Annotated in this window: 14 protein-coding genes; 5 read left to right on the top strand and 9 right to left on the bottom strand. The window is 70.2% G+C overall.

Translation table 11 applies throughout. The annotated features are described in order from the left end of the window. The first annotated feature begins 403 nt into the window (after window positions 1-403). Window positions 404-2,128 (top strand): GAF domain-containing protein, encoded by a 1,725-nt coding sequence (locus tag K8638_RS22410; RefSeq protein WP_223756621.1) that lies wholly within the window; start codon window positions 404-406, stop codon window positions 2,126-2,128. Window positions 2,129-2,171: 43 nt separating this feature from the next. Here the strand turns inward: K8638_RS22410 and K8638_RS22405 are convergent, their stop codons facing one another. After that, window positions 2,172-2,597 carry a nuclear transport factor 2 family protein gene (locus K8638_RS22405; RefSeq protein ID WP_223756620.1) on the bottom strand — a complete coding sequence of 142 codons (426 nt, stop codon included), beginning with the start codon at window positions 2,595-2,597 and terminating at the stop codon, window positions 2,172-2,174. A 156-nt stretch (window positions 2,598-2,753) separates the two neighbouring features. Here K8638_RS22405 and K8638_RS22400 point away from each other — a divergent pair, with 156 nt between their 5' ends. Continuing rightward, window positions 2,754-3,506: a hypothetical protein gene (locus tag K8638_RS22400; RefSeq protein ID WP_223756619.1), complete on the top strand. Its 753-nt coding sequence runs from the start codon at window positions 2,754-2,756 to the stop codon at window positions 3,504-3,506. Further along, entirely contained in the window at window positions 3,503-4,009 is a 507-nt protein-coding gene (locus K8638_RS22395) for an arsinothricin resistance N-acetyltransferase ArsN1 family A (protein WP_223756618.1), read from the top strand. The genes K8638_RS22400 and K8638_RS22395 overlap by 4 nt, the downstream gene beginning before the upstream one ends. 7 nt (window positions 4,010-4,016) lie before the next feature. Here the strand turns inward: K8638_RS22395 and K8638_RS22390 are convergent, their stop codons facing one another. The 4 genes from K8638_RS22390 to K8638_RS22375 all read right to left on the bottom strand — a co-directional run bounded on the left by K8638_RS22390 (window position 4,017) and on the right by K8638_RS22375 (window position 8,317). Next, the gene (locus K8638_RS22390) at window positions 4,017-5,384 is read right to left on the bottom strand and encodes a hypothetical protein (RefSeq protein WP_223756617.1); all 1,368 of its coding nucleotides are present in this window, start codon (window positions 5,382-5,384) and stop codon (window positions 4,017-4,019) included. A 232-nt stretch (window positions 5,385-5,616) separates the two neighbouring features. Next, the gene (locus K8638_RS22385) at window positions 5,617-6,741 is read right to left on the bottom strand and encodes a LysM peptidoglycan-binding domain-containing protein (protein ID WP_223756616.1); all 1,125 of its coding nucleotides are present in this window, start codon (window positions 6,739-6,741) and stop codon (window positions 5,617-5,619) included. Window positions 6,742-6,845: 104 nt separating this feature from the next. Then, the gene (locus K8638_RS22380; RefSeq protein WP_223756615.1) at window positions 6,846-7,832 is read right to left on the bottom strand and encodes a cytochrome c; all 987 of its coding nucleotides are present in this window, start codon (window positions 7,830-7,832) and stop codon (window positions 6,846-6,848) included. Further along, on the bottom strand, window positions 7,829-8,317 hold the full coding sequence (locus K8638_RS22375) for a cytochrome c oxidase subunit 3 (RefSeq protein ID WP_223756614.1): 489 nt from the start codon (window positions 8,315-8,317) through the stop codon (window positions 7,829-7,831). Before K8638_RS22375 ends, K8638_RS22380 begins: the two co-directional genes overlap by 4 nt. Before the next feature lie 363 nt (window positions 8,318-8,680). Between K8638_RS22375 and K8638_RS22370 the strand changes: the two genes are divergently transcribed. Next, window positions 8,681-8,884, top strand: coding sequence for a YjzC family protein (locus tag K8638_RS22370; RefSeq protein WP_223756613.1), 204 nt, complete (start codon window positions 8,681-8,683; stop codon window positions 8,882-8,884). 62 nt (window positions 8,885-8,946) lie between these two features. Here K8638_RS22370 and K8638_RS22365 read toward each other — a convergent pair whose 3' ends face one another. The 3 genes from K8638_RS22365 to K8638_RS22355 are packed head-to-tail and all read right to left on the bottom strand — an operon-like array spanning window position 8,947 to window position 11,767. Further along, window positions 8,947-10,707 (bottom strand): cbb3-type cytochrome c oxidase subunit I, encoded by a 1,761-nt coding sequence (locus tag K8638_RS22365; protein ID WP_223756612.1) that lies wholly within the window; start codon window positions 10,705-10,707, stop codon window positions 8,947-8,949. Beyond that, the gene (locus K8638_RS22360; RefSeq protein WP_223756611.1) at window positions 10,704-11,495 is read right to left on the bottom strand and encodes a cytochrome C oxidase subunit II; all 792 of its coding nucleotides are present in this window, start codon (window positions 11,493-11,495) and stop codon (window positions 10,704-10,706) included. The genes K8638_RS22365 and K8638_RS22360 overlap by 4 nt, the downstream gene beginning before the upstream one ends. After that, window positions 11,492-11,767 (bottom strand): hypothetical protein, encoded by a 276-nt coding sequence (locus tag K8638_RS22355; RefSeq protein ID WP_223756610.1) that lies wholly within the window; start codon window positions 11,765-11,767, stop codon window positions 11,492-11,494. Before K8638_RS22355 ends, K8638_RS22360 begins: the two co-directional genes overlap by 4 nt. Before the next feature lie 556 nt (window positions 11,768-12,323). Between K8638_RS22355 and K8638_RS22350 the strand changes: the two genes are divergently transcribed. Then, window positions 12,324-13,283 (top strand): discoidin domain-containing protein, encoded by a 960-nt coding sequence (locus K8638_RS22350; protein WP_223756609.1) that lies wholly within the window; start codon window positions 12,324-12,326, stop codon window positions 13,281-13,283. A 28-nt stretch (window positions 13,284-13,311) separates the two neighbouring features. On the opposite strand, the gene K8638_RS22345 is transcribed toward K8638_RS22350, so the two are convergent. Next, the gene (locus tag K8638_RS22345; RefSeq protein ID WP_223756608.1) at window positions 13,312-15,786 is read right to left on the bottom strand and encodes a hypothetical protein; all 2,475 of its coding nucleotides are present in this window, start codon (window positions 15,784-15,786) and stop codon (window positions 13,312-13,314) included. Window positions 15,787-15,789 lie beyond the last annotated feature (3 nt).

The raw sequence follows: 15,789 nt of genomic DNA, 5'->3' as shown, positions 1-15,789 counted from the left end.
GCGTGGGACGCGTGGCTTCGGGTGACCTGCTCATTACTTACCTGCCAGTAAGTGCCCCGGCGCGTCTGCTCCGGGACCGCGACGACCGACGGTAATCCTCCGCCACGCCGGACGGAAGTGAATGAGAGTCACTGGCGTCCGTCTGCCGGAAGGCGCAACCCCCATGCCCCGTGGGGAAGTGCTCGCGCCGGGGTCTGTTCACTGGCCACGGCGGACTGATGGGCGGAGGACAGTCGTCGCGGCCGAGGCCGGAAATTCGGCTCCGGCTGCGTTTTGGTTGTCCCTGTCCGCCGCGCCCCATGCGCGGTGGACAACGCCTATGGAGAAGCGGCGGAACACAGCCTCGCGTCTGAGTCTTTTCTCAGACGAGCGCCATGCCCGGGCCGAGCTCGCCAGCACGCGCATGCAGAGCCTCCAGGCCCTCACGCTCGCCCTTTCGGGAGCCCTCACCTCCCAGGACGTGGCGCGCGCGGTGGTGGAGGAGGCGGTGCGCGCGCTGCCGGCGGACGCGGGCGCCCTCTTCCTGCTGGACGCGGACGGCGGCACGCTGGAGCTGGTGCACACCGTGCGCTACCTGCCCGCGATGGAGGCCGCCTTCGCCCGCGTCGCCCTGACGGCGCGCGTGCCGGTGGCGGACGCGGTGCGCACCGGCACTCCCGTCTGGCTGGAGAGCACCGCCGCCTTCGCGCGGTGGTACCCCGAGACGGAGGCCACCACCCGCACCGCGTACACGGGGGCCCTGTCCTGCGTGTGCCTCCCGCTGATGGCGCGCAGGTGCGTGGTGGGTGTGCTCGCGCTCACCTGGTGGAACGAGCGGAGCTTCGACGACGAGGAGCGCGCCTTTCTCGGCATGCTGGCGCAGCAGGCGGCCATGGCCGTGGAGCGGGCCCGGCTGCTCGCCGCCGAGCGCCGCCAGGCCGAGCGCGCCGAGCTGCTCCAGTCCGCCACCGCCACGCTCGCCACCTCGCTGGACGTGGGCCAGTCGCTGCGCGCGGTGGCCCTGACGCTGGTGCCCTCGCTGGGCGACTTCTGCGTCATCGACGTGCGGGGGCCGGACCTGGAGGTGCGCCGCACCTTTCACGCCCTCTCCCCCGCGTCCGCCGCCCTGCTGGCCGCCAGCCACTGGCACCCGCCCGAGGCCCCGGGCACTCCCGTCTGGGGGCTCGACACCGGGCAGCCCGCCTTCCATCCGCGCGTGGACGCCGCGTGGGTGGAAAGCACCGCCGGCGGCCCCTCGGGACGCGAGCTGCTGCGTGCGCTGGCCCCCTGCTCGTGGCTCTCCGTGCCGCTGACCACGCCGGAGGGCGTGCTCGGCTCGCTGACGCTGGGCTACTCGCTGTCCGGCCGCCACCACTCGGAGGAGGACCTGGCGCTGGCCACCGAGCTGGCCCGCCGCGCCACCGCGGCCGTGCAGAACGCGCACCTCTTCCACCAGACGCAGCAGGCCCTGCAGCTCCGGGACGACTTCCTCGCCATCGCCAGCCACGAGCTGAACACGCCGCTGACGTCGCTCAAGCTGCAGCTCGCGCGGCTGCAACGGGGCGCGGCGGACGAGGACGTACGCACGCGCGCGTCCGCCGCCGTGCACCAGGTGGACCGCCTGGGCCGGCTGGTGCGCGAGCTGTTGGAGGTGTCCCGCCTGTCCGAGGGCCGGCTGCACCTGGACCCGGAGCCGGTGGACCTGGTGGAGCTGTGCCGCGAGGTGCTGGGCCGCTTCAGCGACGAGATGACTCGCGCGGGCACCGCCGTCCACCTGACGGCACCCGGCGCCCTGGCGGGGAGGTGGGACCGCGCGCGCGTGGACGGCGTGGTGACACACCTGGTGTCCAACGCCCTGAAGTACGGCCAGGGCCAGCCGGTGGAGCTGGAGGTGACGGGCACGCCGGAGGACTTCGCGCGGCTGGTGGTGAGGGACAGGGGCATCGGCATCCCCGCCGAGCAGCAGGCCCACCTCTTCCAGCGCTTCGGGCGCGCGGTGCCCCTGCGCCACTACGGCGGCTTCGGGCTGGGGCTGTGGTTCTCCCGGCAGGTGGTGGAGGCCCATGGCGGGCACATCCACCTGGAGAGCGCGCCCGGCGTGGGCACCACCGTCACCGTGGAGCTGCCCCGGACGCCCGCGGCGACATGAGGCCCCGGGTGCCGCCCGGTCCGGGCGGAGGCGCGCGCGAGGCTCACGCGGGCGTGGTGGCGGGGACCCGTGAGCGTGGCGCGGTGCCGTGCGCCAGCTCCTGGCCGAGCACATGCGGGTCGAAGTACGCGTAGAACCGGCGGACGAGGTCCCCGTCCCATTCGATGATGGACACGCCCTCGTACGCGATGGCCGCGCCGTTGCGGGCGGTGCCCTGCGTCTCCCACTCCAGGGCCACCCGGTCGCCGGCCTCAATCATGTTGCGGAAGGTGGACTTCACCTGCCCCAGCATGCCCTTGTACTCCGTCCAGAACAGGCGGGCCCCGTCCTTCCCCGACAGGACGCGCGGCGAGGCGACGTTGCTCACCTGCGCGTCGTCGCTGAAGAGGGAGACGATGCCCTCCACGTCGCCGCTCTCCTCCAGCCTCGACAGTGCGTCCACGAAACGCTGCGCTCGCTCCATCGCCATGCGTGTCCTCGCTCGTCTGTGAAAGGGGGTTGCACACGGGTACGGTGCGCATGCGGGGTATGCATTGCTCCTCCTGGAGCCTGCTCCCCTGCCCTCCAGGCGGCCGCGACGAGCCCCCGCCGCATGGCCCGGCGCTAGGATGCGCATCGCCCCACCATGGCCCAGACCCGTCAGCGCCCCACGCCCCCCGCCTCCGATGACGCCGCCGAGCAGGCCTCGCTGGCGGAGTGGCCCCGGTCGACGTCCCTGCCCGAGCTGCGGGAGGCCTTGAGCTCGCCAGGGCTCATCCAGGCGGAGGTGGATGCGCTCTTCGCGGCGATTGCCCGCCCGCCCGCCGGGGACGAGACACTCCGGGCCCGGGCGGACTTCCTGCTGTCGTTGATGGAGCTGCCCGAGGAGGCGCGAGACAGAAAGGGCAGCGACGGGCGGACGGTGCGCGCCGCGGCCGTGGAGGCCCTGATGGAGCTGGGCTACCCGTACGCGCTGGAGGTCCCCCCGGACGTGCTGGAGGCGGTGCGGCTCGAGACCCACGGCGGCAAGGCCGCCGGGCGCTCCCGCCTCTCGGTGCCGGGCATCGTCGTGAGCCTGCTGGCCCTGCTCACCCAGGTCCTCATGCTGCTGCTGAACGCCACCACGCACGGGCACTCCCACGGGCTGGAGCTGCTCCAGCAGGTGGCGCTCGGCCTCATCGTCGTCCCGCCGCTGGCGGCCATCTTCGGCCAGGTGGCGGACCTGCGGCGCACGCAGTCCCTGGGCTCCATCGGCATGACGCTGCAGGGGCTGGTGTGGCTGTTCCTCGCCTTGATGATAGGGGGTGCGGGGCTCGCCATCGTGCTGATTCCCTGGTACCTGCCGCTGACCGCCGCGTACCTGATGCGCTCGAAGACGGAGGACGAGAAGCCCGAATGAGCCGCGCCCGCCTCACCTCCCGTCCCGCGACCCGCGAGGACTGCGCGGCCATCGCCGCCATCTACAACGCCGGCATCGCCGAGCGCTCCGCCACCTTCGAGACGCGCCCCCGCACGCCCGAGGACATCGCCGGCTGGCTGGGAGGACGTCACCCCGTCATGGTCGTGGAGGAAGAGGGCCGCGTCGTCGCCTTCGCGTCCAGCAGCGCCTACAGCCCTCGCGAGTGCTACGCGGGCGTGGCCGACTTCAGCATCTACGTCGCCCCGGAGGCACGAGGGCGTGGGGCCGGGCGGCTCGCCCTCCAGTCGCTCCTGGAGGCCGTGGAGGCCGCCGGCTTCCACAAGCTCACCTCGCGCGTCTTCGCCACCAACACCCGCAGCCGCGCCATGCTGGCGGGCCTCGGCTTCCGCGAGGTGGGCCTCCACGAGAAGCACGCCCCGCTGAACGGCGTGTGGCAGGACGTCGTCGTGGTGGAGAAGCTGCTGCCCGCCACCCTCCGCTGAGCGCGTCCTACTTCACCTTGGGCTCCGGCCCGGACGGGGCGTCGAAGATGCCACGGTGGTTCTTGTCGAACGACTCCTTCACCCGCTCGGACGTCAGGCCCTTCATGTTGACGCCGACCTCGCCTCCGAACTTGAAACCTCCGGCCTCGAGCTCGGCGGAGACGCCGCCCCCGAACTCCGCCTTCGGCAGGTTGAGCTCCACGTAGGCCCCAGCCAGCTTGCCCACCTTGATTTCCAGCTTGCGGGTGCCGTCGCTGCTCTCGCTGAGCTCGGCGAATCCCGCGTCCAGCTTCGTCTCCAGCTTCATCTTCCCCGCCGAGTCGAGCATCACCTCGACACCCACGGGGCCGCCCTTCACCGAGAGCCCCGCCTCATCCTTCAGGTCCACCCTGCCGCGGGTGTCGAGCTGCAGCTCCCTGCTCACCTTGAAGCCCATGCGCGTGATGTCCCCCTTGGCATGGGCCTGGATGCCCGTGGGCCGCTCGCCCGCGAGCTCCAGTTCCCTGGCACGTACGGCCTGATAGGCCCGGTTGCGCGACACCGGATGGCCGATGCCCTCCTTCCACGCTGATTCGTAGCCCTTCCTCGCCGGATCCTTGCGGTCGATACCGAGGAGCTTCGCGTCGAGATACGCCTCTCTCGGCTCACCCAGCGCCTTCAGCTCCTCGAGGTTCTTCGCCGCGCCGGCGGCCTCGATGTACCGGTCGAGGTACGCCGAGTGGGCCCTGTAGAAGTCAGCGCCCACCTGGATGGCGTGCTGGTTCACCGCGTCCCGCATCGACTCCGGCAGCCTCGCGTCGTTGCGGAAGAAGTCGGGGACGGCCGGGTAGCCCAGCGGCCCCGCCGGAGCGTCACCCTTGCGCCGGTGGAGCATGCCCTTCGCCTCGGCCTGCTCCAGGAACGCCAGCCGCGCCTCCGGGCCCTGCTCCTTGACGTACGTGCCCAGCAGGCCGTCGCGCTCCATCCGCTCCAGCGCCCCACGGTAGGCCCCAGGTTGCAGCGTCCCGAGCGCCGTGTGGACCGCCTTCACGTCGCAGTCGGACACGGCCCAGTCCTGGAGGTTCCGCGTCAGGTGCGAGCGGACAGCCTCGTACACGTTGCCGGGCACTTCCGACGAGGACACCTGCCGCGGCCTTCCACCCAGCACCGCCAGCTCGCCCGCGGACATCGCCGGGCCCGAGGTGGCGGGTGCCGTTCCGGAAGCCGGAGCCTGGAGTGGGCGTCTCGGAGGCCCGTCCCAGGCGCGCACCTCATTGCGTGCGGCGGAGGCCGGGGCCTGGGCGTCCTTCGTTCGTGACGGGGCCGGCGCGGGGCCGGCCTCCGGGGTGGTGTCGATGGGAACAGGGGTGCTGCTGGATGAGTCGATACGGGGCATGGGCGCGCTCCGGTTGGGAACGCCCTGCCCGGTGCAGCGGCCGGACCAGCGCCAGGTCCTTGAGATAACAGCCCTGGCGAGACATCCGGGCGTCGCATGGCCCGGACGCGGGTCTCACGCACGGGACCCAGGAGCCCGCCCGCCGCTCCTGTCCGGTTTCCCCTGAAACACAGCGAGGACCGCGGCCTCACCGGCGCACGGTCCTCGCGTCACCTCGGCACCGCGGCGGAACTCAGAAGGTGTCCAGCGCGCGGCGGTAGTAGGCCTCGCGGCTCGCCATGCCGTTGTAGCCGCCGTTGATGCGGCGGGTGACCTCGCGGAAGTTGCCCGCGTCCGCGTAGGTGTTGAGGTTGCGCGACGACCAGTACCAGCCCGCGATGCGGAACGCGACGTCCGGGTCCTTGGCGCGCGTGGGGTTGCCCTCCAGGTCGATGCCCAGCGCATTGCCCGCGGCCCGGTAGTTGGCGCGGCCGGTGAGCTGGATGGGACCACGGCCCTTGTAGCGCACGCCGTCTCCCGGCTGGGTGTTGCCCAGGTCCCTGCGTCCCTCGTACGCGGCGCCCGAGGCAATCTCCTCCATGTAACGGAGCTCGCCGCTCTCGTGCGCGAGCTGCGCCAGGAAGGCCGCCTTGCGCTGCGGCGTGGTGATGTTCGCCTCCGCCATCGCCTGGTTCAGGTAGGGCAGGTACTGCTCCGCCTTCGCCTGCGAAAGGTTCGGCATCACCCGGCGAAGCTGCGCCACCGTCACGCCGGCCGAGCCGCTCGGCGGCTTCGCCCCGCCCACCCCGCCCACCGGCGGCGGGTTCGAGGGCGGCTTGCTCGGCGTGCCACCGCCGGGAATCGTGAGCCGCTGCCCGACCTGGATGAGGTTCGGGTTGGAGATGCCGTTCGCCTGCTGGAGCGCGCTCACGGTGGTGCCGAACCGGCTGGCGATGCCGCTCAGCGTGTCACCCGACTTCACCGTGTACGTCTGGCCACCGGAAGAGGGCGGCGGGCTGCTCGGCGCCTGGGTGCCGCCCGCGCCCGGAATGGTGAGCTTCTGCCCGACCTGGATGAGGTTCGGGTTGGAGATGCCGTTGGCCTTCTGCAGCGCGCTCACCGTGGTGCCATACCGGCTGGCGATGCCACCCAGCGTGTCACCCGACTTCACCGTGTAGCTGGAGCCACCGGAGCTGGCGCGCGAGGTGGAGGAGGTCTTCGGAGCATCGAACCCGTCGACGATGAGCTTCTGGCCGACGTAGATCTTGTCCGGGTTGGAGATGCCGTTCGCCTTCTGCAGCGCGCTCACCGTCGTGCCGTAACGGGCGGCCAGCCCGGAGAGGGTGTCGCGGGAGGAAACGGTGTGAATCTTCGACACAGGGGGCTCCTGGGGGGAGGAGATGAAACGTGCCTGGATTTTCGCCCTGGCTGAGAAAGTGTTGCGTCGAGACAGCGCTTTTTGATTTCCGTGTCAGTCCACTCTCACTCAGCGTCCTGGGTGGAGGCCCGGAGGCGCGCCTCGAGCGCTCGAGCTTCATCCGTGTCCCTCAGCCGCACCAGCGACTGCACGTAGTACGCGAGCGCCCAGAGGTTCTCCTCGGGAATGGCGCCCTTCCAGGTCGGCATGGCCGCACCACCCACGCCGGCGGCGATGACCCGGTAGAGGTCCTCGCGCTGCCGCTCGGCCGTGTACGGAGCGCCCTCCACGTCCTCGCCCTCCGGCCACACCGTGCGCAGCGGGTGGAAGAGGAAGTCCGGCGGCAGCACCTTGGCCATGAGCGTGGGCTCGCCCTTCGCGTCGACCTCCACCGCGTGGTCCGAGTCCCTCTGCCGCGCGGTGTACGGGTCCGCCTTGGACAGGTCCACCTCGCGGCCCAGTGCCTTGCGCATCAGCGCGGCCAGCTCGGCGCGGGGCAGATACGAAACGTGGCAGCTCGCGCAGCCGGCGTTCCCCGCGCCCGCCACGTGGTAGACGACCTTGCCGCGCTCCACGGCCTCGGACTCGCGGCCCTTCCATGGGTCGGGTGACAGCGCCAGGGGCTGCCCGGGGGGTTCTTCCTTCCAGCGCGGGCTGAAGGTCTTCAGGTACTGCACCACCGCGTCCACGTCCGACTCGGGCACGTCCCACGCGAACATGGGCGTGCCGTGCAGCCCGCGCCGCAGCGTGCGCTTCAGCGCATCGTCCGTGGGCAGCTCGCCCGCGGCGACTCCGCCGAACTTGAAGAGGCCCTGGCGGAAGCTCCGAGGCACCGGCCGCATCCCCCGCCCCGCCGGGCCCTGCCCGTCTCCGCGCTCACCGTGACAGGACGCGCAGTAGTGCGTGTACACCGCGTGCCCGCGAGACAGCGTCGCCGCGGGAACCACGCGTCCGTCGGCGAGCTTCAGGGGCTCGAACGTGGGCGCGGGCTTCGAGCGGCAGGCGGCCACCGTGAGGACCACGGCCGTGAGCAGCAGGGCGCGAGGGCTCATGGGAGGTACACCGCCACGAAGAGGAGCAGCCACGTCACCGTCACGAAGTGCCAGCCGAGCGCATGCCGCCGCAAGGACTCCCGCGCGTCGCCGCCCCGCCACAGGCGCACGGCAGAGAAGAAGATGCCCGCGAGCACGGCGAGCATGTGCAGCACGTGCAGCGCCGTCAGCCCATAGAACGCGGAGGCAGACACGCCGTCCTCGGGGATACGCAGGTGGTGGTTCCACCAGGAGACGTGCGTCAGCCCGGCCTGCCCCGCGGCGAAGCTCCCGCCCAGCACCAGCGCCCCTCCGAGGACGAAGAGGAGCCGCCGCTGGCCCTCGGCTCCGAGGTACGAGGCTCGCGATGCCCGGTGGAGCCAGACGCTCCCCGCGATGAGCGCGAGCCCAGGCAGCGCGAGCAGCAACGGAGAGAGGGGCAGTGGCGGCCACGGCTCGCGCATCCGGTACCAGCCGACCGCGAAGGTCAGCGAGATGAAGAACATCGACCACGCGGCGAGGCCCAGGGCCGTGCCGAGCCAGGCTGTGGTCCCCTCTCGGGAATGATGATCGACGGAGGATGGCTCGGAATGGCTGGTCATCGTGATGTGGGGGAACGCGCCGACGTACGCGCCATGATGTACCAGCGGCAGACCGTCCCGACAAAGCGGACGGGGCCGACTGCTCTCCCGAGGAGTGAGTTCGAATGAGTTCCAGGGGCATGACACTCCAGCGCGCCATACCACCCGGGTGGTAACTGGGTTGCGTTGGCCGACCTCGCCCCCGAGCTTATTGATGTGTCAGCGAGCAACCGCTTCGCGATTGCTGCGCGAGCACCGACACCCCATCGGGGAAGGAGAAGCAACGTCATGGCGAAGGTAGGAGACCGGTTCGAGACTGGCGGCACGTGCGATACCAGCGGCATCTACGCCTTCGATGGCTACACGAATGGAACGATGACGCCCAGCCCGACTCCGGGTGAGCTGCGCATCACGGTCAGCAAAGGGGAGCGATTCCCTCCTGTCAGGTCATCGGGGAAGGCCGCCTACTGGAAGCTTGAGCGCCTCGGTTAGGCCCACGCTCGCCGCACGGCATGCAGCAGGTCTTCCGTGCCGTGCGGCACCAAGCCGCAGCTTCACGTGATGCCACCCACGGTGGGCATACGACCGATGTCCGCGCACTTCGCATCCACCGTGGCCGGCTCCGCCACCGCGGCGTCCGGCAGCGGCTCCGCCTGTCCAATCCAGTCCCGGCCCAGCCGCGCGAGCACCTCCGGCTGGGACAGCGCGTGGGGCCCGTGCAGCACCACCGGCACGGAAGCGAAGTTCCCATCGGGTGGCGGGCTCGGCGCGCACGTCCATTCGAGCGTCCCCACCTGCCACGGGTTCGGCTCCGCCACCCGGCCGCGCCACAGCGTCCAGACCAGGTTCACCACGAACAGCACCTGCGCCGCCCCGAGCAGGAACGCGAACGCCGTCGTCCACTGGTTCAGCGGCAGCAGGTGCTTCAGGTACGTGTACTGGTACGGGTCATACAGCCGCCGCAGCTGTCCCGCGTACCCCGCCGCGAGCTGCCCGCCGAACACGCCGAGGAACAGCACCGCGCTCGACAGCACGTGCGCCTTCGCGAGCCCCTCGTGCATCGCCCGGCCGAACATCTTGGGGAACCAGAAGTAGAGCCCGGCGAAGACGCCGAGGAAGCTCGCCGCGCCCATCGTCAGGTGGAAGTGCCCCACCACCCACAGCGTCCCGTGCAATGGCACGTCCGTGGCCACGGACCCCAGCGCCAGCCCGGTGATTCCTCCCAGGCCGAACACCACCATCGCCCCCAGCGCCGCCAGCATCGGCGCCGTCAGCCGCACGCTGCCTCGCCACAGCGTCATCAACCAGTTGAGGAACATCACCTCCGCGGGAAGGGAGATGAGCAGCGTCAGCACCATGAACGCGCGCCCGAGCACCGGTGACATTCCACTCGTGAAGAGGTGGTGCGCGTAGACGAGCCCACTCAGCGCCGTCACCGTCCCCATGGCCCCCGCCGTCAGCCGGTAGCCGTGCGCGGGCTTGCGGCTGAAGAAGGCCACGAAGTCACCCACCATTCCCCAGGCGGGGAGAATCAGGATGTAGACCTCCGGGTGGCCGAACAGCCAGAAGAGGTGCTGGTACACCACGGGGTCGCCGCCACCGCCCACCGCCGCCGCGCCCGCCATGAAGAACTGCGTGCCCAGCAACCGGTCCATCAGCAGCAGCGCCGTGGCCGCCGCCAGCACCGGCACGAACAGCACGTTCAACACCGAGGCGAAGAACAGCCCCCACACCGTCAGCGGCAGCCGGCCCCACGTCATCCCCGGCGCCCGGCACCGCACCACGGTGACGACGAAGTTCAGCCCGTAGAGGAACGCCGACGCCGCCGCGCACAGCACGGCCACCGTCACCAGCGTCTGCCCCAGGCCCGGAGTGAAGGCGGGTGTGGACAGCGGCGGGTACGCCGTCCAGCCCGCGCTCGCCGGGCCCAGCCGCACGGCGAACGAGGCCAGCACCAGCACTCCGCCCACCGCGTAGACCTGGTAGCCCAGCGTGGACAGTCGAGGGAACGCGAGGCCTCGCGCGCCGATGGCCAGCGGCAGGACGAAGTGCCCCAGTGCGCCGAAGAGCAGCGGCGTCACCGCGAAGAAAATCATGATGAGGCCGTGCATCGTGAACACGGCCGTGTACGCGGGCGGTGTCAGCGCGCCGCGCGACTCGGGCAGCGCCCACGCCAGCCCCGGCACCGGCTGCCCCGGCCATGCCCACTGCCAGCGGATGAGCAGCGCCAGCAGCCCGCCGAAGAGCAGGAAGCCGAGCCCGCTCCAGAGGTATCGCCGCGCGACGTCCTTGTGGTCCGAGGAGAAGAGGCTCACGGCGCCTTCCACTCCCAGCCCCACCGGGCCGCGCTGTCGTCCGCGTCGTACGCCTGCACGGCCTGCCGCCCCGCCTCGCGCAGCCAGGCGGCGTAGGACGCCGGTGACATAGCCTGGAGCACGCCGCGCATCTTGTAATGGCTGGTGCCGCAGTGCTGGAAGCAGGCCACCTCCCACGTCCCCTCACGCGCGGCCTGGAACCACGTCTGATTCACACGGCCCGGAATCGCATCCAGCTTCACGCGGAAGTGCGGCAGCGAGAAGCCGTGCACCACGTCCGTGGACACGAGCTGCACCCAGACGGGCACTCCCACGGGGACGCGCAGGTCGTTCCACGTCACCACGTCGTCCGGAGTGCCGAAGCGGCCGTCCTCGCCGGCATGGCGCGCTTCCCAGGACCACTGGTGCGCGTTGATTTCAATCCGCACCGTGCGCGGGTCTTCCGCGGGCACGTGGAAGTTCCACAGCACGTCCCGCAGGTAGCCCTCCGAGCCGAGCAGCAACGTCCCATCCACCACCACGAAGGCCCCCAGCGCGAGGCTCAGTACCCACGCTCGCGAACGCCGCGTTCCTCCGTCGGGCGCGGCCCGCTTCGCGCCGCGGAAGCGCCAGACCGCCAGCACCAGCCACCCGAGCACCACCGCCGCCAGCACCGCGTCGAAGCGGTGGCTCCATGCGAGCAGTGCGTCGATGCGATGCCCGTGCGCGCTCGCATCCTCGGGGAGCGCCAGCGTCCACGCTCCGGGCGGTGTGCCGGTGGAACCGGACGTGACAGGCTGTGCCTTCACTGTCGCTCCTCACGCGCCGCGCGCCGCACCGCCCAGATGCCCAGGCCCACGAGCAGGAACGGCGCGAGCACCAGCCCGCCCAGCAGCAGGACCGAGCGCACGGGCGACTCCGGTGCCCGCACCGCGCAGGCGGGACATGCGAGCACTTCCGCCGGGAGCAGGAAGAGGAACACCACGAGGAACGAGCCCCCTACGGGGAACGCCGTCCCGGCCCTCGCGGCCCGAGGGCGAAGGGCCATGTCACGGCCGGAGGTGGAGCGCTCGCCGGGCATTTCCACCTCCCGGCTAGCACGCGGCCCCGGTCCCCTCAAGACACGGACACTCGCGGCTCCCTGATGCGCAGGGGCTCGCGGAGTCGCCGCGCGGGCCCCGGAAGCCGCGGCGGCCAGTGAGCCGTGCTTCAGCGGGAGCCTCGCGGCTGCCGCTGCATGACTCGGGGCATGGAGGCGAGGTTCAAGCGGCTCGTTCGCGCGACGGAGGAGGGAATCGTACGATGCGCCTGGAAGCCGCCGCTGAATGCAGGGTGGTGCCGTACGTCCAGGACTCGAGGGAGCGCTCATGGCCAATGATGAAGGGAGGGACAGCATGCGCGGGTGGAGCCCTCTGCCGGTCATCCTGGGCTGCATCCTGCTGAGCACGGGAGCCTGGGGCCAACCCGCCGATGCGGGAGTTCCGAGCCCCCCTGAGTCCCTGGATGCCGGGCAGCCGTCCCCTGGAGCCCTGGGCGCATCCGGCGTTCCTGATGCCGGGCAGACGTCTCCTGGAGCCCTGGGCGCATCCGGGGCTCCGGATGCCGGGCAGACAGCTCCAGGCAGCTTGGTCCCTTCCGTGACTCCCGACGCCGGGCTGCTGAACCCAGGGCAGGTGCAGGTGACGCTGCATGGAGTGCCCGTCACGGTGACGGCGTCCTCGGTGTTGGTGGATGCGAAGGCGCCCGGCCGCTACGGGCCCGCCAACCTGCTGGACGAGGACCCCGGCACCCTCTGGGCGGAAGGAGCGAAGAGCACCGGGGCCGGGGAGTGGGTGGAGCTGAGCTTCCCACCGGATACGCCGGTGCATGCCTTCCTGGTGACGCCGGGCAACCCGAAGTCCGCGAAGCTCTACAAGGCCAACGCGCGTCCGAGGAAGGTCCGGTTGGACCTGAGGCTCCACGACGGGCGCAGGATGGGCTACGAGCTCGACTTCCCCCGCGACTTCCCGGCCGGTGGCGCCATCTACGTGAGCTACGAGCGCCAGTTCGCCGTGAAGTCAGCGCGGCTGACGGTGCTGACGGTGTGGCCCGGAAGCCGGTACCGGGACCTGTGCCTGGGCGGCTTCGTCCCGGTGTTCCGAGGCCCCTGGGAACGCTACCTGAAACCATTCCTGGGAGAGGGGCGCGAGCTGGCTCCCACCCTGGCGAAGTTCATGGAGGACCCAGGCGACGTTGTCGATCTCCTGCCACCGAAGACAAGCGGTGTGGCCGCCTGGTTGCGGACCTACCCGGAGGTTCCTCATAGCGGACGTGTGCCTTCGCCCGTGGAGGAGTTCGATCTGCTCAACGGCCCTTCACGTGAATGGAACCGCTACCGAAGGGACCTCGACAGGGCTGCTGCCGGTGCGTCGCACCAGAGTGAGCTGTTCCGTCTCCTTCCTGAACCCGATGGAAGGGGCTACGTGTTCGCCCCCATGGGCCCTCCCAAGGGGCCAGACTCCTACTCGAACTTCCGGGTCCACTGGGCACGGGTCGAGGACGCGTGGCGCGTGGTGGAATTGGACGTGACCTACCGGGAACAGACCGCCGACGACTAGGGGCCCCACTGTGTCTTCGGGCCCACGACTACCTACCCGGCGAGCCAGCAGCAACTTTCGGTGACTTGCCTTTGTTCGACGCCGACTTGGAAGGGGGCTTCTTCGCGGGCTTGGGCGCCAGAGGCGGCGCATCTTCGGGGAAGAGCGTATTCCAGTCGCGCTCGCCCAGCTTCGCCACGAACGACTCCATGTTGGCCCGCGTCGTCTCCGCCAGCATGTAGTCGAACGTGAAGCCGCACGTGCCGAAGTCACAGGGCTCAAGCCGGTCTTTGAAGAACGCATCACGCCTTCTTTTGATGTGTCTGGTGTGCTCGTCCTGCACCCAGGCGTCCCTGACCTCGGTGAGCTTCATTCGCAACTCCTCCAGGCCTTTGTCGAGAGCCCCCTTGAGCGTCTTCTCCAGCGCCTTCTCGAAGGCCTTCTTCTCCCTCGTCGGCTGGGGCGCTCCTCCTCCGGCTGCCGTCTTGACGTTCTCCTCGAACAGCAGTGCCTCGATCATCTTCTGGCGCGTAAAGCTCTTGAGCAGCTCGAAGTTGCTGGCGCTGTCGTAGCTCGGGTTGGGGAAGACCTTCTGGAAGACGCCTCGCACCTGTTTGTCGAAATCATCCTGAGTGACGCTCTCGTCGAGGAGTTTCGTGGCCGTCTCCACGAGCTTCGGGTCAGGGGCGGGCTGTGGAGTGACGGCCTTCGGGTCAGGTGCGGACGGCGTGGCGGCGTCCGTGCTGGTTGCCGGAGACAGAGCGGCGTCATCCGTGGCCGGCGTGGACTCGGCGGGTTCAAGCGGTGGCGGTGGAGCGAAGGCCTTCGTGACCGCGTCCCTGGCCTCTTCGGCGAAAGCAGTGGGAAGTTTGAGGAGGAAGGTGCTCATCATCGAGCCGATGCCCTTCTCGACATCCGCCACCGTGAGCTCCGCGCAACAGCTCGCCTGCCGTGACGGGCACTGGGCTCGCTTGGACAGCATGGCCAGCCGCAACAGGTCGCGGAAGTCCTGGGGCGAGCGGAAGACCTGGCACCCCTCGGAGAAGTCGTTCACCTCGCGGCCGCGCCGCCAGGAGCCTCTCTCTCCGTCCACCGAGCGGTGGATGTTGGTGCCGCTGGCGGTGCCGAAGGTGACAATCACTTCGTTCGCCGTCAGCCGCAGCGTCCTGGGCGGTGGTGGGGTAGGAGGAACCTCCGCCGGAGGGGGCGCGGCTGGAGCGGTGGTGGGAGCCGCGGTGGTGGGGGCCGTGGCTGACGGTGGCGACAGCGCCGGAGGGAGCGGCGGAGGCTTGAAGGCGAGCTGGAGGCCCCACTTCATCGGGGACGCGTCATCTTCCATCACCTCCAGGTGGGACACCGCGTTTCCTTCCACCTCGAAGTCCTGCGTCTCCGCGCCGCTGGCGTCCTCGAGCCGGATGAACCTCTCGGTGGCATTGATTTTCGGCTTCACCTTCGGGTTCCCGCTGACCAGCAGGTCGAGCGCCGCCCGAGCCTGTTGCTTACGGACTTCGGCGATCTCCGCCGCGTAGGTCTCGATTCTGTGGGCCGTGAGCTTGCTCGCCACGGCCTTGTTGAAGGCCACCTTCTCCTTGGAGGTCTTCCTCGGCATCGTCTTGCCGAGCTCCTCCTCGAACTTCTCGCGCAGCGTCTTCTGGGCCTCGGCGTCTTTCTCGGCGAAGGGGGCGCAGATGGCCGCATCCGTACGTGCTTCGTACGCGGCCTGCGCGGCGTTCAGGAAATCGGAGACGGGGTAGCGCCGCCGGGCGGGAATCGTGCCTCCGATGAACTGCAGCGCGGCGTACGAAGTGGGCGGGTTGAGCGAGCCCTTGTGGAGACCCACCCGGTAGTACCCGTTATAGATGCCGGGGGCGATGGCCCCCACGTCGTTCGGGAGCAGGGTGACGTTGTCGAAGTCAGGCAGCTTGCTGCCCTCGGCGTCCTTCAGGGAGGGCTTGTCCTTGTCGTAACCCGGCTCCGTGGTGATGGGGAAGACGAGCACCCGCCAGTGCTTGCACACCGGGCACGAGACATCCACGCCGGGAAGCGGCCAGTTCTTCGGGGGTGCCCAATCCTTCTCCAAGAGCACCGCGTCCACGTACGCCTGCGCGTCCTTCAGGTTCTCCGCGCGCAAGCCCTCGGCATCGAGGACGGTCTTCTCCCCCTCCTTCAGCAGGGCCGGGTCGTAGAGCACGACGAGCAGGTCATCGAACCGGTTGGAGAGGGAGCGCTCCCGGCGCAGGCCCACGAGCTGGAGTGTGAGCGGGTTCGTCCGCAGCAGCTCCAGCTCCTCGTCGTCCTGCAGGTGGAACTTCTGGTTGCCCGGGTCCACCTTCTTCTGCTTCCGCAGGCTCTCGCTCGCGAACTGCCTCAGCAGTCCCACCGCGCAGTCCGAGCACTGCGTCTCGCTCAGCGTCGCGTGGTGCGCCCGGTTCTCCGGCGCCGTCGCGACGGCCGCCTTCTTCTTGGGCTTGTCCTGCTTCGGAGCGTCCTTCGCTGCCTTCTTCTTGCTCGCCTTGGCTGCCATCGG

The sequence above is a fragment of the Myxococcus sp. RHSTA-1-4 genome (assembly GCF_020037125.1).
Taxonomy (GTDB): Bacteria; Myxococcota; Myxococcia; order Myxococcales; family Myxococcaceae; genus Myxococcus.
The sequence above is the reverse complement of the archived record's forward strand: the minus strand, read 5'-3'. Positions and strand labels throughout refer to the sequence as shown.

Excerpts from the sequence above, each read along its gene's own strand:
- K8638_RS22400 (WP_223756619.1), top strand. The coding sequence starts at position 2,754 with ATGGCCCAGACCCGTCAGCGCCCCACGCCCCCCGCCTCCGATGACGCC.
- K8638_RS22370 (WP_223756613.1), top strand. The coding sequence starts at position 8,681 with ATGGCGAAGGTAGGAGACCGGTTCGAGACTGGCGGCACGTGCGATACC.
- K8638_RS22390 (WP_223756617.1), bottom strand. The coding sequence starts at position 5,384 with ATGCCCCGTATCGACTCATCCAGCAGCACCCCTGTTCCCATCGACACC.
- K8638_RS22375 (WP_223756614.1), bottom strand. The coding sequence starts at position 8,317 with ATGTTCTTCATCTCGCTGACCTTCGCGGTCGGCTGGTACCGGATGCGC.
- K8638_RS22345 (WP_223756608.1), bottom strand. The coding sequence starts at position 15,786 with ATGGCAGCCAAGGCGAGCAAGAAGAAGGCAGCGAAGGACGCTCCGAAG.
- K8638_RS22355 (WP_223756610.1), bottom strand. The coding sequence starts at position 11,767 with ATGCCCGGCGAGCGCTCCACCTCCGGCCGTGACATGGCCCTTCGCCCT.
- K8638_RS22380 (WP_223756615.1), bottom strand. The coding sequence starts at position 7,832 with ATGAGCCCTCGCGCCCTGCTGCTCACGGCCGTGGTCCTCACGGTGGCC.
- K8638_RS22410 (WP_223756621.1), top strand. The coding sequence starts at position 404 with ATGCAGAGCCTCCAGGCCCTCACGCTCGCCCTTTCGGGAGCCCTCACC.
- K8638_RS22395 (WP_223756618.1), top strand. The coding sequence starts at position 3,503 with ATGAGCCGCGCCCGCCTCACCTCCCGTCCCGCGACCCGCGAGGACTGC.
- K8638_RS22405 (WP_223756620.1), bottom strand. The coding sequence starts at position 2,597 with ATGGCGATGGAGCGAGCGCAGCGTTTCGTGGACGCACTGTCGAGGCTG.